Origin of the sequence: Peribacillus sp. NPDC097264 (assembly GCF_050277925.1) — a bacterium.
In the GTDB taxonomy this organism is placed as follows: domain Bacteria; phylum Bacillota; class Bacilli; order Bacillales; family DSM-1321; genus Peribacillus.
The window spans coordinates 42,684-62,455 of the sequence record NZ_JBNNSR010000004.1 but is presented as its reverse complement, the minus strand read 5'-3'; the positions used below and the strand labels follow the sequence as shown (position 1 = coordinate 62,455).

The window sequence follows — 19,772 nt, the reverse complement described above, 5'->3', positions numbered from 1 at the left end:
TTCCTTTACATTATGAGTTCATTACATCATAAATTTCAAGGAATTTGGTATTAAATTCTCCAGAAACAAATTGTTCATGCTGAAGTAACTTAATATGGAAAGGAATTGTAGTCTTAATTCCCTCAATGACAAACTCGCCTAAAGCTCGTTTCATTTTCTCGATTGCTTCTTCTCTTGTCGGTGCATGGACAATTAATTTAGCAATCATGGAATCGTAATATGGCGGTATTGTATATCCTGGGTATGCTGCAGAATCCACACGGACGCCATATCCACCTGGTGGTAAATACATCTGGATTTTCCCTGCGGAAGGCATGAAATTCTTTTCAGGATTTTCCGCATTGATCCTGCATTCGATTGACCAACCGTTAAAGGTCACTTCTTCCTGTGAAAGAGAAAGCTTATCGCCAGAAGCGACTTTGATTTGTTCTTTAATCAAGTCTACACCTGTGACCATTTCCGTAACAGGATGTTCCACTTGGATACGTGTATTCATTTCCATGAAATAGTACTTCCTATTCACATAATCATAAATGAATTCCACCGTACCTGCACCGGAATAATTAACGGCAAGAGCAGCTGTAACGGCAGCTTGTCCCATTTCCGCACGAGTCTCCCCATCAAGGGCCGGAGATGGTGTTTCTTCAACAAGCTTTTGTAAACGTCGTTGAACCGAGCAGTCACGCTCTCCTAAATGAATGGCATTCCCGTGGTTATCAGCCATCACCTGAATTTCAACATGACGGAAGTCCTCGATATACTTTTCAATATATACGCCCGGGTTGCCGAAGGCCGTTGCTGCCTCTTGTTGCGTGATATTAATGCCTTTGACGAGCTCTTCTTCCGTTCTCGCAACACGGATCCCTTTACCGCCGCCACCAGCTGTAGCTTTAATGATGACTGGGTAGCCCATTTCCTTGGCAAGTGCCACACCTTCATCCGTGTCCTTAATGATTCCTTTTGAACCTGGTACGATAGGAACACCAGCTTTACGCATGGTCTCCCTTGCCACGTCCTTAGTTCCCATTTTATTGATGGCCTCAGGACTTGGTCCTATGAATATAATATTACATTCACGACATAGCTCCGCAAAGTTAGCATTTTCTGCAAGGAAACCATATCCAGGATGGATGGCATCCGCACCTGTTTTCTTGGCTGTGCTGATAATGTTCGTTGTATTTAAATAACTATCTTTTGATAGTTTAGGACCAATACAGTAAGCTTCGTCAGCAATTTGTACATGTAGTGCCTCTTTGTCGGCTTCTGAATAAACCGCTACAGTTTCAATACCAAGCTCCTTGCAAGCCCTAATAATCCGGACTGCAATTTCACCGCGATTTGCAATCAATACCTTCTTAATCATTTAGAAACAGCTCCTCATTCAGGCTTTACTAAAAATAATGGTTGACCATATTCTACAAGTTGGCCTTCTTTTACAAGTACTTCTACAATTTCCCCGTTTACTTCCGCTTCAATTTCATTGAAAAGTTTCATAGCTTCCACGATGCAGACAATTTTGTCCGCCGTTACTTTGGAGCCTACTTTCACGTATGCATCAGCATCAGGAGAAGGAGATTGATAGAACGTTCCCACCATTGGGGATGTGATTTTATGTAAGTTTTCTTGCTCATTTATAGGAGTTGCTGGTGTTGCTGGTGTTGCTGCTTCTGGCGCTTTAGCTACTGGCTGGGCTGCTGGTGTAGGTGTGACTTCCACAGCCGCTTTAGCTTGTACGACTTCTTGAGCAGGTGCTGGATAAGCTACTGTACCAGCTTCCGTTTTCTTCAGCAAAATTTTGGTTCCTTCATTTTCATAAACAAATTCACCGATGTTAGATTGATCGACTAACTTAATAATTTCACGAATTTCTTGGACCTTCATTTTAGGCACCCCTTGTCTGATTTAATGGAAATTTGAGACAATTCAATATGTATATGTAATTTGCCCATCGTCTTTGGCCTCTGCCGTCTCTAGCACCGGAGCCGTTTCTTTTAAAACACCGAAAGACATTTCACATACCCCTTCTGTAATATAACAGAAGTAAATCCCTCAAAAAATATGTCTAGCAGGAAGTTTTGAATTTTTTAATACCTGCTTCTAATATCATACAATATTAGCTTGTATATATTCAATGATAGATTAGTTGGGACTTGCTATTTACAGTTCTATATTACACTTTTATCTTAAGATTGTGAATTTTTTAAATCTATTTTTAAAATATAATTCGGAATTTCTCCCTATTAAAACGGTAAAAACCATGTAAAACCGCCTTTTTTATTACTTTAAAGGGATTACATTGGATAATGCCGAGGGGAGGTATTTTTATTTTTTTGTCTCCGTTTTTTGGAACCGCCAAATCGCGACCATCCATTTTTTTCCGAAAAAAAAGGCCTTTTCTACTAAAGAAAAGAACCAGCATGCATATTTCCTTTTTCGAAAAACTGTTGTGTATCAGTTTCCACTCACTTTAAAATTATTTTTCCGGTTGGAAATTCACGACTACATTTTGTGCATTCTCCACTTCTTTACGTACAAGGCGTATGATGTTATTAGCTTCCGTCTTCGTTTGTTTATCAGCTTTTACACTCACTTTTACATCCGTTCCATCAACCCGGACAAGCGCAGCATTATAATCCATCGCTACAATTAAGTTTTCAATGATATTTTCCTTCACTTTCGTTTCACTTAATTGTTCGATTTTAGCATAAGCTTCATCTCTTTCTTCAGCGGATAGATCGGTATCCCCCATTTTAACCGTTAACTCTTCATTCAATTTCGCACGTTCGTCCTCAATTTGCATTCTTAATGCCTCAAATTCGTCACCGGAAGCGATGGTTACAGAAGAACCATTATCCCCTGTGGAAGTCTCCGTTTCCTTTTTGCTTTCTTCTTTACTGTCTCCTTTGCTTTCCGTTTGACTTTCTGTCTGATTTTTTTGTTCTTCCGTTGCCGGCAAATCTGCTGCATTTTCTTCAGGAGCCGTTAAATAGTAGACCGAGAGCACCACTACTAGACTTAACATCGTCAATAACCAAACCGTTTGTTTTTTCAATAACATGTTCGTTTTCCCCCTTATTTTTTAGGCATGACAGAAACCCGGTGACTTGACACATCAAGCGAGCGTGTTACAGCTTCGACAATCCATTTCTTAATTTGTATATTATCTGCCCCTTTAGCGACAACGAGGACCCCTCGTACGCTTGGCTTTTGGGTTTCGGAAATGATTGGTCCCTCTTTTTCCCCGTTTTTAATCAGGACAAGCTGTTCATCTACCGAGGTGTCTTCGACGGTTCTTTTTCCGCCTTCCTGGTCGGTTTCTTGAGTCACTTGTTTTTGAGTGGTTTTATTTCTTTCATAGACTTTTTTCTCGGATGCATCCACATAGATTACGACTTTTACATCCTCCACACCTACAATGGATTCCAGGGCTTCCTTCATTTCGTTCGCCAGGTATACTTCGTAATCTTTTGTCGACTTGAAGTCGGTCTGGTTTTTCTGACCGAATGTTTCCACATCCTCTTCTTCCTGCTTATTATTACTGAATACCGCTTTATCGCCCGTTATCTTCCCGGCTTGGTTCGGGGTGGTCAATAGATTCCCGGCCATCATGATTCCCACACCCAAAAGGACAACAATTAAGGCATAGATATACATCGAAGGTTTTTTATCTTGCGGATCTTTTTGGTCCGGATCTTTGTTCAATAGTTTGTTTAGCCAGGATAATGGACCCTTATCTTTATTCATATCTCAGTCACTCCTCTCCCCGGCAATTTCAATGATTTCTTCATCGACAGACCAACTTGCTGCCAGAAACTTCTTGACGGCTTCGAGGTTCAACATAGTAGGTGTGGTCTTTTCCCGGGTGCTGATGTCCACCTTAGCCACCGTCTCTATCGCGGAGGATGAGTCTCTTTTTTCCGCCTCCTCCAATGAAATATTGATATGCTGTAGTTCTTCTAAGCTCGGACTTTCTTCATTCGTGACTCCGACTTCAATCGAACTGATCTTCACTTGGTACTCCTCCACCAACTCCTCTTCCACTTCTGTCCGTAGGTCAACAGCCATTTGTTCTAAAATATATGCACCTTGGGTAGCTTGTATTTCTTTTTTCTTCATTTCTGTTAAATTTCCTAAATCTTTTTTATTTGGGTTTTCAAATTCACTTGTCACAGTGGAAAGAATTTTATCAAAATCCGTATGAAATAGTCCCAAAATTGGAGTAAGGATTATCGCGATCAATAATAGTCCGATGACCATTTTTGCATATTTTTGCAGTGCTGAACTGGGAAGCAGCATATCAATCACGGTTGCCAGCAATACAAATACGATAATATTTGTTATCCAACCAGCTAAAAAGCTCACTCACACTTCATCCTTCCTAGCGGACCATCAGCGTTATATTCCCGGCTGCGATAATTACGGTGATGCATAAAAAGAACATGAGAGATACGATGGCCAGCGCTGCAAAAATATAAATCATACTCTTACTGATAATGTCGAGACAATTGATGACGGGTCCTCCTCCAAGTGGTTGCAAAAGACTGGCAGCCAACTTATAGACAAAAGCGATCATTAAGATCTTTATGGCGGGGAAAGCAATGATAAGCAGAAGGATGACGACACCTGCCAAGCCCACCGTATTTTTAAGAAGGACTGATGCGCTAATGACTGTATCAGTCGCATCAGTAAACATACGCCCTATCACCGGAATGAAATTACCGGTAATGAATTTTGCCGTCCTGATCGTCACTCCATCGGCAACGGCGGATGAGGCACCCTGGACGGAAATCACACCGAGAAATATCGTCATGAAGGCACCCAGAATCCCGATAGCAAAATTACGAAGCAATTGCGCGAGTTGGGTCACTTTGTAATGTTCAGACAATGTGCTGACAATACTTAAAATGGCAGCGAAGAATAAGAGTGGCAGGACGACATATTGGATCAAGATCCCACTGGTATTCATCAGGAACATTAAGATTGGATGAAAGAATGCAGCAGATACAAGACCACCTGAAGCCGCTATTAAAGCTAATAACAAAGGTAGGAGCGCCATTAGAAAGGAAATCATTAGATCAATCGTATCTTTTGTATATTCAATGGCCACATGGAAACTATTCAGTGCCAATATGATCAATACCATATAAACGATCGCATAGGCCACCTTACTCACTGAGCTCTGTTCAAAAGCATTCTGTAGTGCTTGCAGAAACATGCTGAACACGGTCAAAAGAATAAGCGATCCCAGTAATTTACCGTTTACAAGGAGTTCATGAAAGACGAATTTCATTATGCCTTTAAACCATTGTTCGAATGAAAATTTCTTCTCACCGCTCACAAAATCCATAAAACTACCCTTTTGGCTTTCCGGTAAGAAACCGCCATATTCCGTTACGATGTCATCCCAATATTGCTTGAGCTCGTCAACGCCTAATCTTTCAATTTGGGCTTGTACCAGTTCTGATTGCATGATTGGTTCCTGGTTATCCCTCCATGTCTGTTCTTCCTCAGATTGCTTAATGGGCTCATTCTTGATTTCACCATTTTCGGCAGCATGTCCAACAGATGTATGCAGGAAAAAGAATAAAACGAATAGGAAGAATAAGAAAGGCATCTGCCGCTTCATACATTCACCTCAATTGACTAGTTGGAATAGTCCATTAACTAGGGAGCATCTGTATTACCGTTTCAATAATGACCGTCAAAATGGGAATGGCCATGGCCAAGATCAAAATCTTCCCGCTCAGTTCTATTTTGGAAGCTAATGACCCTTGACCTGCATCTTTTGTGATTTGAGAAGCAAATTCAGCGATATAAGCAATTCCGATAATTTTCAAGATTGTCTCTAAATAAACTGTATTGACATTCGCATTCACAGCTATCTTTTCAAGCATCAAAATGATTTCGTATATTTTATCCGCCAGAAAGAGAAAGATTGTACAACCTACAAAAACGACTAACAAAAAAGCAAAATTTGGCTTCTGCTCCTTGACTATCAAGGCTAAAAAGGTGGCTACTAGGGCAATTCCGACGATTTTTATGATTTCAATCGCGATTACCCCCTTTACTGGAATAGGAATACGGACTTAATTTTTTGAAATAGATCCTCTACCACGGAAGCTACCATAAACAAAATATAGATAAAGCCAAAAAGTGTCACCCACTGAGCATATTCCTTTTTCCCTACCTGATCGAGAATCGTATGAAGAAACGCCACGACAAGCCCCACACCCGCTATCTTGAATATGATGTCCACATCAATGCCCATGTTTATCCCTCCCGCATATGCCCTACATCAGCAAAATGATTAATAATAATCCTGATAAAAAGCCTAGGCTCTTCATCATCTTTTCATACTTTCTCTGTCGTTCCAGTGCATCGTTCTCTTCCCGTTCCAAGTGTGCCATCGTTAGCATGATTTGTTTTTGCTGATGATATTTATCACTTCTCCCGAGGGTTTCACCGAACTGAGATAGGATTTCAAACTCCCCTTGCTTTAAAGCAAGGGACTGCCATATCTTTTTCAAGCTAGCGTCCCAAGCCTCTTTTACAGTGGTTTCGCCTGATTCAAGTCGATTGGCAAACGTATGGAAAAAGTGGGAAAGTGGTTTTGGCATTTGCTTGGAGAGCTTCTGGGCTGCTTCTTTCAAAGGGGTCTGCCCATACATGATTTCAGCTTCAAGCGATTGCATGGCGACTTTCAGTTGACGTAACTGGCGGGGGCGCATACTCAATTTCTTGGCGGCTTCAAAGCCCGCCCATGTTGTGGCTAAAATAATGATGGCCGCTCCAATCATCTTAAACATGAGGACTCACGGCTCCACCTAAGAATAATTGGCCACCCGCCGCATCGAACACCCTATAACTCCGGTCTCCTGTCTTACTTCTTTGTAATTCAATAAAGCGTTCAAAAATATTCTGTCTTAAGATTTCCGATACAAAAGGACGTTTTTTCACTTCCTCCAGTGTATGGCCATGCGTAGTGATGATCAGTTTAATTCCTGCGTTTACGGCTTCGAGTACCGCTTGTGTATCCTCTGCCCGTCCAATTTCATCCACAACCAATACATCCGGGGACATAGAACGAATCATCATCATCATCCCTTCCGCTTTGGGGCAGCCATCAAGGACATCCACCCTTGGGCCGAATTCAAGTTGAGGAACTCCATGAACACAACCAGCTATTTCCGATCGTTCATCCACAATCCCCACTTTTTGAGGAGGGATGCCCTTCCGATCGATTCCACTCGAGATCATTCTGGCAATATCACGCAAAATGGTCGTTTTCCCTGACTGGGGGGCACCGATTAAAAGGGTATGCTGCCATTCCCCATTATATAAATAAGCCGTGAGTGGTTCAGCTGCCCCTATCTTTTCACGTGCTACCCGAATATTAAAGGACGAGATATCCCTTATCGCCTTGACCATCCCATTTTCCAGTATGACCTTGCCCGCTAGTCCTACACGATGTCCCCCGGCTATGGTGATATAACCGCGCTTTAATTCTTCTTCTAGCGTATATAGCGAAAATTGGCCTATAGAATTCAGTAATTGCTCTGCATCACTCGGGGTCACTTCATAAGGGAAAAAGAAAGGATTTCCCCCTACTATCACTTCTAACGGCCTGCCGACTCGAATCCTCAGCTCTTCTATTTTTTCTATCATCATCGGGGTCATCCCTTGGAGATGTGCGCATAGTTTTTTCGGTAGAAAAGAAAGTACCATTTCCATTTAGGCAATCCTCCTGTATACACCACTTTCAATAAAATGTATGCCGGGAATCATATAATGATGACAAGCTAATCAAAGAAGCATCGCCTGAATTCATCTTTGTGACTAAAAAAACATAAAAAAAAGCCCGGGATGATTAATCCCGGACTTCTTATGACTTAGGTTAACTTAGGCACGTGATACGTATGAACCTTCGTTTGTGTTAATCAATAATTTGTCGCCTTGGTTGATGAAGAATGGCACTTGAACGGAAAGGCCCGTTTCAAGTACAGCAGTTTTTGTTCCACCTGAAGATGTATCGCCTTTAATGCCTGGCTCTGTTTCAGCAACTTCAAGTTCAACTGTATTAGGAAGCTCGACGCCCAGTGTTTCCGCTTGGAAAGTCAAGATATGTACTTCCATGTTTTCCTTTAAGAATTTCAATTCGCGTTCGATACTTGATGCTGGAAGTTCGATTTGGTCGTATGTTTCGTTATCCATGAATACATGGCTGTCTCCACTTGCATAAAGATACTGCATTTTACGGTTCTCGATATGTGCTTTCGCCACTTTTTCACCGGCACGGAAAGTTTTTTCTTGGATGGAACCTGTACGAAGATTACGTAATTTAGAACGTACAAATGCCGCTCCCTTACCTGGTTTAACGTGTTGGAATTCAATAACCTGCCAAATTCCATTATCTACTTCAATGGTGACACCTGTGCGAAAATCGTTTACTGAAATCATAAATTTGTCCTCCTACATGTACATGTTTACAGAATGATTAACTCTTTTGATGAATGAGTAAGTGCTTCGTTACCACTTAATGTAACGATTGTATCATCTTCAATGCGTACTCCGCCAATGCCCGGTAGATAAATCCCTGGTTCAACGGTAACTGCCATGCCTGGTTCTAAAATGATATCAGACCTTACGGATAATGCGGGACCTTCATGGACTTCAAGACCAATTCCATGTCCCGTCGAGTGTCCAAAGTATTGTCCAAACCCTTTTTCTTCAATTAAATTGCGAGTTAGTGCATCCGCTTCCCTACCCGTCATCCCAGGTTTAATCCCAGCCATGCCGCGTAATTGAGCTTCTAAAACAATGTCATAAATATTAATAAGTTCTTCACTTGGCTTACCGACTGCTAATGTGCGGGTGATATCCGATACATATCCATTATAGTACGCACCATAATCCAATGTGATGAAGTCACCTTTTTCGATAGTCTTATCCGTTGCAACACCATGTGGAAGAGCAGATCGAACACCTGATGCGACAATGATATCGAAAGAAGATGAAGTTGCGCCTTGTTTCCTCATGAAGAATTCAAGTTCATTGGACACATCCAGCTCAGTGACGCCTGGACGAATAAAATCAAGAATATGTGTAAAGGCAGCATCAGCGATAGCAGCCGCTTCCTTTAATATCTTAATCTCTGAAGAAGTCTTTATCAAGCGTAAATTCTCAATTACTCCCGACAACGGCAAAAGTTGAGCTTTGATAGCCTTTTCATAAGCCTTATATGTGGCAAATGTCATATGGTCTTGTTCAAAGCCCAATTTGGTAATTTTCATCTCTTCAACTTGTTTCCCGACTTCTTCAAGGAGTGTTCCTTTATGTTGAACGATTTCAAAACCCTTAGCCTGGGTCCCGGCCTGTTCTACATATCGGAAGTCAGTGATGAACTTAGCCTCTTTCTGTGAAACCAGCACGACACCGGTACTTCCCGTGAAGTTAGTCATAAACCGGCGGTTATATGTACTTGTAATTAATAACCCATCAACGTTCACTTTTTCCATTGATTCGCGCAACCGTTCCAGTTTATTCATTTAATTCTCCCCCTTGCAATTTTCGTAATGGCCTGTAATGCCAATTCATATCCATGTATTCCCAATCCGACAATCTGTCCAGCTGATACCGGGGCAGTAACCGATTCGTGACGGAAACTCTCACGGGCATGTATATTCGAAATATGCACCTCAATAACCGGAACATCAATACCGGCAATCGCATCACGAATCGCATAGCTGTAATGCGTGAATGCTCCTGGATTAATGATGACCCCATCGAATCCATGATCTTCTGACCAATGTAGTTTATCGATGATCGCACCTTCATGATTAGATTGAAAACAGCTCAAGTCCACATCTAACCCTTCTGCTTGCTCATTCAATTGGGCTTCCACATCTTCTAGGGTAGAGGAGCCATAATGAACCGGTTCCCGTTTACCTAATCGATTAAGGTTCGGACCATTAATTAATAAAATTTTTATCATCTTTCCAACACCTGCTCATGGTTAAATAATGCTTTCCATGAATATTCTATCATAATTACAAATTGTCTTACTACTTTTTTACAAACGGCCCGATCAGCTTCCCGATTGATTTTCAGCGATTTCTTTTTGACGCAGATATTCCTGATGGTCATAGGATATAGAATATCCTACAAAAAGACCGTATAATATAAAAATGCAAACACTGGTTATGATGGAATTGGATGACATCTTCGAAACAGCGGGCAAATCTGAAAACATTGGCTTGAAAACAAAAACCAGTAATGCCCAACAAATCACACCATAAATCAGACCAGCAAAAATGCTTTTAATTTTTTTTAAAAGCCCATAATATATGAAAGCAACACCAATGGAGAGGATTCCGAACACTAGCAAAGTCATCATCGTTCCCTGCCAACGGTCAATCCAGGACATATCCGACCAGGAAGTTAAGATGAATTTCGGACTAAACTCCATAAACTTAAAATAATGTGCCGCCACTCCGGCTAAACTAGCAAAGATTCCCCCAAAAATACCAATGGCAAATACATTGGCAAGCAACAAACTTTTATTCTCTTGCTGATGATTACCTGTTTCATTTGTAGACACCTTAAACACCTCCGATATATAGTATGTCCTTTCTTAAATAGGAATATTTTCTTTTTTGGGCCTTCGAGGGTAGATTTACTAGAGGTTTTTGTTATTATTCTGTATGATTAACTCATAAATAATGTACTTTTCTCAAAGGATAATATCCATTCAATGTTGAAGTTTATATGTATAAGAATGTTTCTTCCTGAGATGGTTCATTTATGTTCGTGTTTAGGAATAAGTTCCCCGCTCATCATCAATAGATTGATGAAAGGTCGATTTATAAAAACCTGAACATATTTTGGCTATACATGTTAGCATTCATGAGAGAGCTACGTGAAAAACTATTTAGGTTGGTGTAGAAATGTCTGAGGTTCAAAAACCCGTTTATGGAGGGCAGGCTGTCGTGGAAGGCGTCATGTTTGGCGGCAAGCATCACACAGTCACCGCTGTCCGTCGCAAGGATTCAACGATCGTGTATTACCATTTACCACGAGAATCAAAGCCTGTGATGAATCGGCTAAAAAAAATCCCATTTGTACGGGGAATCGTTGCCCTTATACAATCAAGTGCAAATGGCTCTAAACATCTTAATTTTTCCACAGAACAGTATGAAGAGGAAGCTGAAGGAACCAAAGTAGAAAAGAAAAAAGAAGTCAAGGAGTCTTCAAGGTTTAGTGTATGGTTAAGTGTGGCTGTTATCGGTGTTCTATCATTCCTATTCGGGAAATTGCTGTTCACCCTCGTTCCCGTTTTCCTTGCAGAATTGACAAGACCCATTTTCTCTAGTCACCTGGCCCAGATCCTAGTGGAAAGTTTATTTAAATTGATACTACTGCTCGTATATATTTACGTAGTATCCATGACCCCATTAATCAAGCGCGTGTTCCAATATCATGGGGCAGAGCATAAAGTGATTAATTGCTTTGAAAGTGGCAAAGAATTGAATGTGGCCAATGTCCAGGCAAGTTCAAGGCTTCATTACCGTTGCGGCAGTAGCTTTATTCTATTTACTGTCATTGTCGGCATGTTTGTGTACCTTCTCGTCCCGACCGATCCTCTTTGGCTCCGTGTCGTGGATCGCGTTTTACTTATCCCTGTCGTCCTAGGCATAGCTTTTGAGGTATTGCAGTTGACGAATAAAGTGAGAGATATTCCTGTTCTTCGTTACCTTGGATATCCTGGTCTTTGGCTTCAATTGTTAACCACAAAATCCCCTTCAGACGATCAGGTCGAGGTTGCACTCGCTTCCTTCAATGAGCTCTTAAAGATGGAAAAAAGTACGGAGGAAGGTTTAGACTCGGATGTTATTGTGTAAAACACTTATAACTGACTTTCGGAATAATATGATAAGTATTACTCCCTCTTTACTTTTTGGGAATATTTTGAATGGATAATGTTTAAAATAAGCTAAAAATGCTTATGATGCTCTTAAGGAGGTGTCTTTGTTGAAACGTTTCATATCTATTTTGATATACGGAATCATCGCCCTCGGAGTCTTCGGACTGATAAGCAGAATGGTTACTGACCCAATCGGACTCCTAAAGAATATTCTGATTATTGCCGCGGTCGCTGGGATTATTTATATGATCTACACCGGATTAACAAAGAGTAAGCCAGTGAAAAAAGAGCAACAGGCATTTCGTAAGGCTGCACGTCAGTCGAAAAAGCGGCTAAAGAGCAAAACTTCGAAAAAGGATAATGTGGCTAGCTTTTCGGCAGCGAAAACGTCCAAGAAAGGTTTAGCACGTAAGAAAACGGAGAGTCACTTGACGGTCATTGAAGGAAAAAAAAATAAAAAGAAAAATCGGGCCTCATTTTAGGAGCCCGATTTTTTTCTTTTTAATAGGTCCATCGTTTTAAAAACTCCCTTGTGTAAATTCGTCCACGTTCTATTAATTCCCCCTTCATCTCATCATTCATATTGAAATCCATCGCGGAAATACCCTTCATCGGAATAAACACGATGTTGTTAACATGTTTTTTGGATATATAACGTGCATCGTGAGCATCCTTCATCGTTTTGAACAGGGCCGAGAATAACTCCACTGCGTTTCCTACCTCATGTGGCTTCCATATTTCATCCGCACTCAATCGCAAACCGATGACGGGTCGTTCCTTTCGTACATGTTCAGAATTGAATAACCACATGGGGAAGTTGCTCAATACTCCTCCATCAACGAATAGGGCCGTACTTTTCCCTACATTCAGCTTGACTGGTTCAAAAAAATAGGGAATGCTGCAGCTCATCCTTACCGCTTTAGCCACTGAAAAAGTATGAGGGTCAATCCCATAGTTCTTCAAATCATCAGGTAGGACGACCAACTTCCCATTTGTGATATCCGAAGCGATTATGCGAAGAGATTGAGGGGGAAGATCTTTGAAGGTAACCACATTTCTGATAGCCAGTTTTTGAGCTACCCATTTTTCTAATGCCTCCCCCTTGTATAATCCCAATTTCCAATAAACTAAAAGCCATTTTGCAAAAGGAATCGGTATAAGACCGTGTCTCCTATCCAATAAACCAGATAGGTTTATATCAATAAAGAGTTTCTCCATTTCTTCCCCTGTATACCCAGCTGCTATGAAGGCAGCTATAATAGAACCCGCACTTGTTCCTGCAGTTCTATGAAATGTAAATCCACGTTCCTCCAACTCTTGGAATCCACCCAATAATCCATAGCCTTTTATCCCGCCTCCGGAAAATACGCCGTCAATGATCATAGCTGCCCTCCCCACCCGGTCTATTCATTTTTAAGCAGGAGCAGGGCTTATTATGACTGTTTTGGCGAAACTTTTCTCTTTAAGTAAAGTACTGAACTACAGCTTTCGGGAAAAACTCCTCTATATACTCTCTTATTGTCGTTTCCAACTCTTTTGCTTCTTCATTTTGATAAACGTATTTACCGATTCCATAACGGCCCCATTTATATTTCCGTTTGGTTTCATCCAGTTCCAACTTTGTTTTGGGATAATTTTTTTGAATCACTCTTTTAGCAGGCCCCGTAAAGCGGTGTTGTATTAATTCAAACGTTAAATCCGGTATGTCGACTCCTTTTAAGCCCTCGCTCAATCGTTGGAAGAGTTCATAATACCCTCCCTGCCAATCTTCATGCCTATAAATGGGAGCGACGATGAATCCTAATGGGTAGCCCGCACCCGCCACTTTTCGTGCTGCCTCTATCCTCTCGTCAAAGCTTGAGGTACCAGGTTCAAAATTCTTGATCACATACCTTGAATTGATGCTGAACCTGAATCTTGTCTTACCATTATGCTTTGCATCCAAGAGATGATCGACATGATGAAATTTGGTTACAAACCGAAGCACACCATATTCACTTTTGCCAAAGTATTCGATAGCCCGTTTTAATGAATGTGTCAAATGGTCAATGCCGACGATGTCAGATGTACAAGCGGCCTCGAAACGGGTAATTTCCGGTTTTCTTTCGTTCATGTAGTTTTCTGCAGCCTCAAAAATCTCATCCAGATTAACATAGGTCCTTATATATGGTTTGGTACCAAGCGTTGTCTGTAAATAGCAATAATGACAGTGCCCCATACAGCCTGTGGCCAAAGGAATGGCATACTCGGCCGAAGGTTTAGAGGTATCGAATTTCAATGTCTTTCTGATACCTACAACCAGTGTGGATTTAGCTACACGATACTTTTGAAAATCATTATCTCCGGGTAAGTCCCGAATTTGATTATGAGAGGTCGTTTCACGGATTTCGATACCCATGTCCTCAAACTTCTTTTTCAGTTCTCTTCCTAAGGGGTATTCAAGGGCCCGTGGTTCGATATAAACAAGCTGTGGGATAAAGGGTTTCATATCCATCTCCATTCATTGACCGATCCGGTCATAGTTTTAGTTAAACTAGACAACCTATATATAAGGATAGCTTTTGCCACTTCTAAAATCCTCATGATGGTTTTTATTCTGTAAATAATGGAAAGGAGATGCAATATGTCAAAGAAGCAAAATGCATTCCGAAAAGTAACCGAAAATAAAGAAATGACTGTCACAGTTAATGAAAATCCAACTTCACAGCGTATCCCTGGAGACTCTGTCGACAAGTACTCCATTTTAAGAAGTGCAAATCTTGAGCTGGCCGAAAAAGAAATCGGCCAACAAATGGAAAACAACTGACAGATACAACAAAGAGAAAGGGGCTGTCCCAAAAGTCAGGAAAATGACTTTTAGGGCAATCCCCCTTTTTTTATGAAATTTATACACAAAAAAATCGCCCTTTTTAGTAAAATGAAGTTACCAGACAACATTTACGAAAGGACGATTTTTTATGAGCAATCCAAAGATCACTACAGAAAATTATAACATGGAACAAACTAAACTACCACTCACCATTCAAGAGGAAACTACCGTTCCCCAAAAACGAAATTCCACACCTACTTTTATTCCCTATGATAACCAACAAACCACTGTGATTTTTGACATTCAGGATCTCATTCCGTCTCACCACGTGGCGCGTGTGATTGATCAAATGATTGAATCAGTAGAAGATAAAGTCTTTTTCGAGCACTATAATGGTGGCGGACGTAGCTCTTACCATCCCAAAATGATGACGAAAGTCATTTTGTATGCCTATTCTCAAAAAGTCTATTCTTGTCGTGAAATCGCCAAACTGGTTGAAGAAAATATCCCAACCATGTGGCTGGCTGCCTTGCAGAAACCGGATTATCGAACGATTAATCGATTTCGCACACAACAAATGGAAAAGCTCCTTCCGAAGCTGTTTGAAGAAATGATCCATCAACTAATAGAAGAAAAGCACATCACAATGGAGAACTACTTTCTAGACGGAACAAAGATTGAAGCAAGCGCAAACAAGTATTCATTTGTGTGGAAAAAGGCGACGACCAAATTTGAGGCGAAGCTACAAGAAAAAATCGAAGAAGCCTACCAACAGATTCAGACCATTACAGATAAAGAAGGTCATGAACTGTCAGCTCAAGACGAAACCTCCTCTTTAACGGCAGAGGAAAAACTAACTCAAATAGAAAAGGCGTTAGTGAAAAAAGTGGAAAAAGAAACGACTGGTATCCAACTTGAAGAAGATGTCCAGGTACGAAAAGAAAAACGACGGGAACTCAGTCCGGTTAAGAAACTATTGAAATTAGTACGCGAAGACTTAGGTCCACGATTAGTGAAATATAAACAACAAAACGCTCTATTTGGGGATCGAAATAGTTATTCTAAAACCGATACGGATGCGACATTTATGCGAATGAAAGATGATCATATGAATAACGGACAACTAAAACCTGGTTATAATATTCAAATGGCAACGGAAAATCAATTCATTCTTTTTTATACGATACATCAACGCCCAACTGATACACGGTGTTTTAAGCCGCACATAGAAGCACTGAAGAATACATCACTACCATTCCCGAAAAACGTCATCGCAGATGCCGGCTATGGCAGTGAAGAAAACTACCTCTACTCTTTGGAGGAAGAATTTGAAGCTTTGATTCCTTACAATACTTTTTTAACGGAACAAAAACGGAGCTATAAAAAAGATATTCGTCATGCGAGTAACTGGGCATATGATGAACAAAAGGATGAATACACCTGTCCAAATAACCGTAAGGTTTTATTTAAGCGTTACTCGACCCGTACGGATAAAAATGGATTCACACGTGACTTTAAAATTTATGAATGTGAGGATTGTACGGATTGCCCATTAAAATCGCAATGTACAAAGGCGGCAGGAAATCGCCAAGTGCATGTTAATCCAGTTTATGAAGAACTAAAAGCGAAAGCAAAAGTGAACCTTTGGTCTGAATCGAATGCACAAATTTACGCTCGACGAAAAATCGAGGTAGAGAGTGTTTTTGGTCATATCAAAGGCAATAGGTCGTTCCGTCGCTTTTCGCTTCGGGGCTTAGCGAAAGTCCAAACGGAGTTTGGCATCGTAGCCATGGCGCATAATTTACTGAAGATAGCTGGATTGCGTCAGCTACTTTCAGTAAATTATTATAAAAATAGAAAAACAGGTGAAGAAAAACGAATCGTTTTTCTCCACCTGTTTTATTTTAGGGACTTATTAGACAGCCCCTTTCTTGTCGTCCGGTTTCAATGTTTTTTTATTAATGATTTTAAAGACGAGGAATAGCAAGATGAGACCAATCACGGCGGAAATAATATAACTCATGTTTAAATGATTTTTCATTAACACAGACATGAGCGGTGGTCCTGCCGCGACACCGATAAACCTGGCCGCGCTATAAAAAGACGAGATGGTTCCTCGTTGTTCCTTTTCGATATTCTCAGTGATGAGCGCATCCAATGTTGGAAGTAGCGCCCCAATGGCAATCCCCAATATACTCACTAGAATGAGCATGATCACGAGTTTGTCCTTTGTATATCCTACAAATGCCACGCTTGCCGACATCAGTATTAAACTGACCAAAATGATCTTTCTCATTAAAGGAATGCTTCCTTTGATTTTCCTCCCCGCTATATAAGAGGAGATACACAGGAATAATAAAGGGATAGCCAATATAAAGCCTTTTTTCACTCCTTTTAGATGATGCAATTTCTCCAGATTATCCGATAAGAAAAATAGCACCGCAAAAAGAATGAGCATGACGAAAACACCCAATATGAAGACTACGAACAGCCATTTTCCTTCTTTCTTAAAGGTAGCCTTCGTTTTTTTTAAGAATTCCTTGAACTTAAGGGGCTCATCTTCACTTTTTGGAACCTTGATGCAAAAGAATACGAAAATGATTGAGATCAGGCTAAAAAAGGAAATGGAAAAGAACGGAAGGAACCAAAGGACAGCTGCAAACAAAGATCCTAAAATTGGACTTAAAACTTTGCCGAACGTATTTGACGTTTCGATGATGCCAAGCGTCGAGCTGGTCTTTTCATCGTCATCCTTATAAAGGTCCCCCACTAACGGAAGAATAATCGGTGACGCCCCAGATGCTCCAATCCCTTGAAGGATCCGCCCAATGATTATCCAGGTATATGGACTGTCCATTTTCCAGGATGCGAACCCTGCAATCAATCCTCCAATTAAAGCTAATATTAGACTCGGTAGTATGACTTTTTTTCTTCCTATGCGATCAGATAAGTAACCCGCCACGGGGATAAGAAAGATGGACGCGACCGAATAACTGGTGATTATCATACTCGATTGAAATGAAGTGATATTTACTTTCTCTTCAAAAACCGGTAGTACGGGTATAAGCATTGAATTCCCCAGGGTCATAACGAGAGGAATCGAAGCCATGCTTACAATACACCACACGCTAACCTTACTATTACCTTTCTGGTTTTCCATTCAAACACCTCATTAATGTTGATAATGAATAGTCTAACCATAAAACTGAAAATACTTCATAAAGACATTTTCCAAAAAAAAGGGTTGGGACGTACTAATAGGGAATAACTCAAAAAGTCGTCGAGGAAAGCTCCTTAGCTTACCTCGACGACTCTTTGTAGCTTTTTAATAAGTTTAAGTATGACATATAAAGTAATCAGCATGATGGGATTCTATATTTTTCGTTAGTAAAAGTTCCTTGTAGACAAACAAGTTGATGATAGTCTAATTAGACTATATAATGATGAAAGTCTAATTAGGCTATATCAGTTATCCAAAGGCGTGAAAATTAAATGACAAAATCTTTTTTAATGTTAGGTCAGTCAAATATGGCAGGACGTGGATTCTTGCATGAAGTAGATCCTATCTATAATGAAAAAATAAAAATGCTACGCAATGGTCAATGGCAAATGATGACCGAACCGATTAATTACGATCGTCCTGTTGCTGGTGTAAGTCTCGCAGCATCTTTTGCAGAGGAATGGTCGAAAGTCAATCCTGATGATGAAATTGGCTTAATTCCTTGTGCGGAAGGCGGCAGTTCTTTAAATGATTGGCATCCAGAAGGTACCCTTTTTAAACATGCTTTATCTGAAGCTCGATTTGCGCTTGAGTCTAGTGAAATCTGCGGTATTCTTTGGCACCAAGGCGAAAGTGATAGCAACCATGGTCTTCATGAAACATATTATGAGAAATTTGTCCTGATTATTGATACTTTAAGAAAAGAATTAGAACTTGAAGATGTCCCTTTAATCATTGGTGGACTTGGTGACTTTTTAGGGAAAATAGGTTTTGGAAAATACGCAACAGAGTCTCAACAAGTTAATGAACAGTTACTCCGATTTGCTCATACTCAGCAAAACTGTTACTTTGTAACGGCAGAAGGCTTAACAGCCAATCCGGACGGTATTCATTTGGACGCTGTTTCGCAACGAAAATTTGGTTATCGCTACTACGAGGCATTTTCGAAAAAGTGCGATGTCCTAACACCTCTTTCGAATGAAGAACAATCATTAAAAACCAATACTGACTATTCAAAAACAGAACAAATTTATATTCATAGTATGAATATGGCTTTAAGCAAAATCACATACGCTGAATTTGAAGCAAAAATGATGAAGGTGATGCAATCATAATCCCCTTGCTTATACTTGGCCTGCTGATCCAAAATCCTGGAGCGCATGGCTACGAACTACTAACTTTAATGGAAAAACGACATTATAAGTATATCGTTAACTTTACGAAGGGTTCATTTTATTACAACTTACAACAACTTGAGGAAAAAGGCTTGATTGAACAAGTTCATCAAACAATTTTAAGCAATGGGCGCGAAATCCACCGTTTTACTATCACAAATTCAGGAATGGAAGAATTCGAAAAATTAATGGTGAAGTTTGGAACTAAATCCGAATATGTCAACTTACAATGCTATGTGGCGTTACTCTTTGCAGATGATTTCGATAAATATAAATTATTAAAATTAATTCAAGCACAAATTGACCAGACTGAAGCTCGAATTGCTCTCCTCGATGATTATCTAGCCATCACAAAAGAATTTCCTGGTAAAATCGATTATTTTCGCCGCATGAACGAAAATTCTCGTTCTCATCATCAAGTGAACTTAAAATGGTTTAAAGAATTGAAAGAAGAAATAGAAGAGCCCAATGCATAAATATAATATCCCCTATCAATATTACTTAGTAAAATTGATAGGGGATATTTATTTAAGGAATCCATAAAAAGGTTTTCAATAATAGAACATTCCTCTACTTGAAATCACACTGAAATCCTCTAGACATTAAAAAACAGCCCTTTGGACTATCTTAATCCAAAGGGCTGTTTTT

The 19,772-nt window shown here is 40.2% G+C and carries 23 protein-coding genes; 6 read left to right on the top strand and 17 right to left on the bottom strand.

Annotation, left to right across the window (positions count from 1 at the left end):
- Positions 1-10: 10 nt before the first annotated feature.
- The 14 genes from accC to ACQKL0_RS07300 all read right to left on the bottom strand — a co-directional run bounded on the left by accC (position 11) and on the right by ACQKL0_RS07300 (position 10,597).
- On the bottom strand, positions 11-1,363 hold the full coding sequence (gene accC / locus ACQKL0_RS07365) for an acetyl-CoA carboxylase biotin carboxylase subunit (protein ID WP_402869415.1): 1,353 nt from the start codon (positions 1,361-1,363) through the stop codon (positions 11-13).
- A gap of 14 nt (positions 1,364-1,377) precedes the next feature.
- The gene (accB, locus tag ACQKL0_RS07360) at positions 1,378-1,881 is read right to left on the bottom strand and encodes an acetyl-CoA carboxylase biotin carboxyl carrier protein (protein ID WP_427686834.1); all 504 of its coding nucleotides are present in this window, start codon (positions 1,879-1,881) and stop codon (positions 1,378-1,380) included.
- Positions 1,882-2,473: 592 nt separating this feature from the next.
- The gene (locus ACQKL0_RS07355; protein ID WP_402869419.1) at positions 2,474-3,058 is read right to left on the bottom strand and encodes a SpoIIIAH-like family protein; all 585 of its coding nucleotides are present in this window, start codon (positions 3,056-3,058) and stop codon (positions 2,474-2,476) included.
- Between the two features lie 14 nt (positions 3,059-3,072).
- On the bottom strand, positions 3,073-3,744 hold the full coding sequence (gene spoIIIAG, locus ACQKL0_RS07350; protein WP_427686832.1) for a stage III sporulation protein AG: 672 nt from the start codon (positions 3,742-3,744) through the stop codon (positions 3,073-3,075).
- Between the two features lie 3 nt (positions 3,745-3,747).
- Positions 3,748-4,362 carry a stage III sporulation protein AF gene (gene spoIIIAF / locus ACQKL0_RS07345; protein WP_427686830.1) on the bottom strand — a complete coding sequence of 205 codons (615 nt, stop codon included), beginning with the start codon at positions 4,360-4,362 and terminating at the stop codon, positions 3,748-3,750.
- A 16-nt stretch (positions 4,363-4,378) separates the two neighbouring features.
- Complete coding sequence (gene spoIIIAE, locus ACQKL0_RS07340) at positions 4,379-5,626, bottom strand: stage III sporulation protein AE (protein ID WP_402869427.1); 1,248 nt, start codon at positions 5,624-5,626, stop codon at positions 4,379-4,381.
- Positions 5,627-5,660: 34 nt separating this feature from the next.
- On the bottom strand, positions 5,661-6,041 hold the full coding sequence (gene spoIIIAD, locus ACQKL0_RS07335) for a stage III sporulation protein AD (RefSeq protein ID WP_402869884.1): 381 nt from the start codon (positions 6,039-6,041) through the stop codon (positions 5,661-5,663).
- A 23-nt stretch (positions 6,042-6,064) separates the two neighbouring features.
- Positions 6,065-6,268 carry a stage III sporulation protein AC gene (gene spoIIIAC / locus ACQKL0_RS07330; protein WP_034308319.1) on the bottom strand — a complete coding sequence of 68 codons (204 nt, stop codon included), beginning with the start codon at positions 6,266-6,268 and terminating at the stop codon, positions 6,065-6,067.
- Between the two features lie 22 nt (positions 6,269-6,290).
- Positions 6,291-6,806, bottom strand: coding sequence for a stage III sporulation protein SpoIIIAB (gene spoIIIAB / locus ACQKL0_RS07325; RefSeq protein ID WP_402869429.1), 516 nt, complete (start codon positions 6,804-6,806; stop codon positions 6,291-6,293).
- Complete coding sequence (gene spoIIIAA, locus ACQKL0_RS07320; RefSeq protein WP_402869432.1) at positions 6,799-7,731, bottom strand: stage III sporulation protein AA; 933 nt, start codon at positions 7,729-7,731, stop codon at positions 6,799-6,801. Before spoIIIAA ends, spoIIIAB begins: the two co-directional genes overlap by 8 nt.
- 168 nt (positions 7,732-7,899) lie before the next feature.
- Positions 7,900-8,457, bottom strand: coding sequence for an elongation factor P (efp, locus tag ACQKL0_RS07315; RefSeq protein WP_402869434.1), 558 nt, complete (start codon positions 8,455-8,457; stop codon positions 7,900-7,902).
- A gap of 26 nt (positions 8,458-8,483) precedes the next feature.
- Complete coding sequence (locus ACQKL0_RS07310; RefSeq protein WP_402986203.1) at positions 8,484-9,545, bottom strand: M24 family metallopeptidase; 1,062 nt, start codon at positions 9,543-9,545, stop codon at positions 8,484-8,486.
- Positions 9,542-9,991: a type II 3-dehydroquinate dehydratase gene (gene aroQ, locus ACQKL0_RS07305; protein WP_402986205.1), complete on the bottom strand. Its 450-nt coding sequence runs from the start codon at positions 9,989-9,991 to the stop codon at positions 9,542-9,544. Before aroQ ends, ACQKL0_RS07310 begins: the two co-directional genes overlap by 4 nt.
- 93 nt (positions 9,992-10,084) lie before the next feature.
- Positions 10,085-10,597, bottom strand: a complete 513-nt coding sequence (locus ACQKL0_RS07300; RefSeq protein ID WP_402869440.1) for a YqhR family membrane protein — start codon at positions 10,595-10,597, stop codon at positions 10,085-10,087.
- A 346-nt stretch (positions 10,598-10,943) separates the two neighbouring features.
- On the opposite strand from ACQKL0_RS07300, the gene ACQKL0_RS07295 reads away from it, so the two are divergent.
- Together ACQKL0_RS07295 and ACQKL0_RS07290 are read left to right on the top strand one after the other, a co-directional pair.
- On the top strand, positions 10,944-11,897 hold the full coding sequence (locus tag ACQKL0_RS07295) for a DUF1385 domain-containing protein (RefSeq protein ID WP_402986208.1): 954 nt from the start codon (positions 10,944-10,946) through the stop codon (positions 11,895-11,897).
- A 130-nt stretch (positions 11,898-12,027) separates the two neighbouring features.
- Positions 12,028-12,402, top strand: coding sequence for an SA1362 family protein (locus tag ACQKL0_RS07290; RefSeq protein ID WP_402869444.1), 375 nt, complete (start codon positions 12,028-12,030; stop codon positions 12,400-12,402).
- Between the two features lie 19 nt (positions 12,403-12,421).
- Here ACQKL0_RS07290 and ACQKL0_RS07285 read toward each other — a convergent pair whose 3' ends face one another.
- Both ACQKL0_RS07285 and splB read right to left on the bottom strand, forming a co-directional pair.
- Positions 12,422-13,303 carry a patatin-like phospholipase family protein gene (locus ACQKL0_RS07285; protein ID WP_402869446.1) on the bottom strand — a complete coding sequence of 294 codons (882 nt, stop codon included), beginning with the start codon at positions 13,301-13,303 and terminating at the stop codon, positions 12,422-12,424.
- Between the two features lie 79 nt (positions 13,304-13,382).
- Entirely contained in the window at positions 13,383-14,408 is a 1,026-nt protein-coding gene (gene splB / locus ACQKL0_RS07280) for a spore photoproduct lyase (RefSeq protein WP_402869448.1), read from the bottom strand.
- A 135-nt stretch (positions 14,409-14,543) separates the two neighbouring features.
- On the opposite strand from splB, the gene ACQKL0_RS07275 reads away from it, so the two are divergent.
- Together ACQKL0_RS07275 and ACQKL0_RS07270 are read left to right on the top strand one after the other, a co-directional pair.
- On the top strand, positions 14,544-14,726 hold the full coding sequence (locus ACQKL0_RS07275; RefSeq protein WP_402869450.1) for a hypothetical protein: 183 nt from the start codon (positions 14,544-14,546) through the stop codon (positions 14,724-14,726).
- A gap of 187 nt (positions 14,727-14,913) precedes the next feature.
- Positions 14,914-16,713, top strand: a complete 1,800-nt coding sequence (locus tag ACQKL0_RS07270; RefSeq protein WP_427687026.1) for an IS1182 family transposase — start codon at positions 14,914-14,916, stop codon at positions 16,711-16,713.
- Here the strand turns inward: ACQKL0_RS07270 and ACQKL0_RS07265 are convergent.
- A complete protein-coding gene (locus ACQKL0_RS07265; protein ID WP_427686828.1) occupies positions 16,645-17,889 on the bottom strand; it encodes an MFS transporter in 1,245 nt (414 codons plus the stop codon). The two genes, ACQKL0_RS07270 and ACQKL0_RS07265, sit on opposite strands and share 69 nt — an antisense overlap.
- 332 nt (positions 17,890-18,221) lie before the next feature.
- Between ACQKL0_RS07265 and ACQKL0_RS07260 the strand changes: the two genes are divergently transcribed.
- On the top strand, positions 18,222-19,064 hold the full coding sequence (locus tag ACQKL0_RS07260; RefSeq protein WP_407408594.1) for a sialate O-acetylesterase: 843 nt from the start codon (positions 18,222-18,224) through the stop codon (positions 19,062-19,064).
- A complete protein-coding gene (locus ACQKL0_RS07255) occupies positions 19,061-19,600 on the top strand; it encodes a PadR family transcriptional regulator (RefSeq protein WP_427687024.1) in 540 nt (179 codons plus the stop codon). Before ACQKL0_RS07260 ends, ACQKL0_RS07255 begins: the two co-directional genes overlap by 4 nt.
- Positions 19,601-19,772: the final 172 nt, after the last annotated feature.

Coding starts and splice junctions, on each gene's coding strand:
- spoIIIAA (WP_402869432.1), bottom strand. CDS start 7,731: ATGGAAATGGTACTTTCTTTTCTACCGAAAAAACTATGCGCACATCTC.
- ACQKL0_RS07295 (WP_402986208.1), top strand. CDS start 10,944: ATGTCTGAGGTTCAAAAACCCGTTTATGGAGGGCAGGCTGTCGTGGAA.
- accC (WP_402869415.1), bottom strand. CDS start 1,363: ATGATTAAGAAGGTATTGATTGCAAATCGCGGTGAAATTGCAGTCCGG.
- splB (WP_402869448.1), bottom strand. CDS start 14,408: ATGAAACCCTTTATCCCACAGCTTGTTTATATCGAACCACGGGCCCTT.
- accB (WP_427686834.1), bottom strand. CDS start 1,881: ATGAAGGTCCAAGAAATTCGTGAAATTATTAAGTTAGTCGATCAATCT.
- spoIIIAB (WP_402869429.1), bottom strand. CDS start 6,806: ATGTTTAAGATGATTGGAGCGGCCATCATTATTTTAGCCACAACATGG.
- ACQKL0_RS07260 (WP_407408594.1), top strand. CDS start 18,222: ATGACAAAATCTTTTTTAATGTTAGGTCAGTCAAATATGGCAGGACGT.
- ACQKL0_RS07285 (WP_402869446.1), bottom strand. CDS start 13,303: ATGATCATTGACGGCGTATTTTCCGGAGGCGGGATAAAAGGCTATGGA.
- ACQKL0_RS07270 (WP_427687026.1), top strand. CDS start 14,914: ATGGAACAAACTAAACTACCACTCACCATTCAAGAGGAAACTACCGTT.
- efp (WP_402869434.1), bottom strand. CDS start 8,457: ATGATTTCAGTAAACGATTTTCGCACAGGTGTCACCATTGAAGTAGAT.
- ACQKL0_RS07310 (WP_402986203.1), bottom strand. CDS start 9,545: ATGAATAAACTGGAACGGTTGCGCGAATCAATGGAAAAAGTGAACGTT.
- ACQKL0_RS07265 (WP_427686828.1), bottom strand. CDS start 17,889: ATGGAAAACCAGAAAGGTAATAGTAAGGTTAGCGTGTGGTGTATTGTA.
- ACQKL0_RS07275 (WP_402869450.1), top strand. CDS start 14,544: ATGTCAAAGAAGCAAAATGCATTCCGAAAAGTAACCGAAAATAAAGAA.
- spoIIIAE (WP_402869427.1), bottom strand. CDS start 5,626: ATGAAGCGGCAGATGCCTTTCTTATTCTTCCTATTCGTTTTATTCTTT.
- aroQ (WP_402986205.1), bottom strand. CDS start 9,991: ATGATAAAAATTTTATTAATTAATGGTCCGAACCTTAATCGATTAGGT.
- spoIIIAC (WP_034308319.1), bottom strand. CDS start 6,268: ATGGGCATTGATGTGGACATCATATTCAAGATAGCGGGTGTGGGGCTT.
- ACQKL0_RS07355 (WP_402869419.1), bottom strand. CDS start 3,058: ATGTTATTGAAAAAACAAACGGTTTGGTTATTGACGATGTTAAGTCTA.
- spoIIIAG (WP_427686832.1), bottom strand. CDS start 3,744: ATGAATAAAGATAAGGGTCCATTATCCTGGCTAAACAAACTATTGAAC.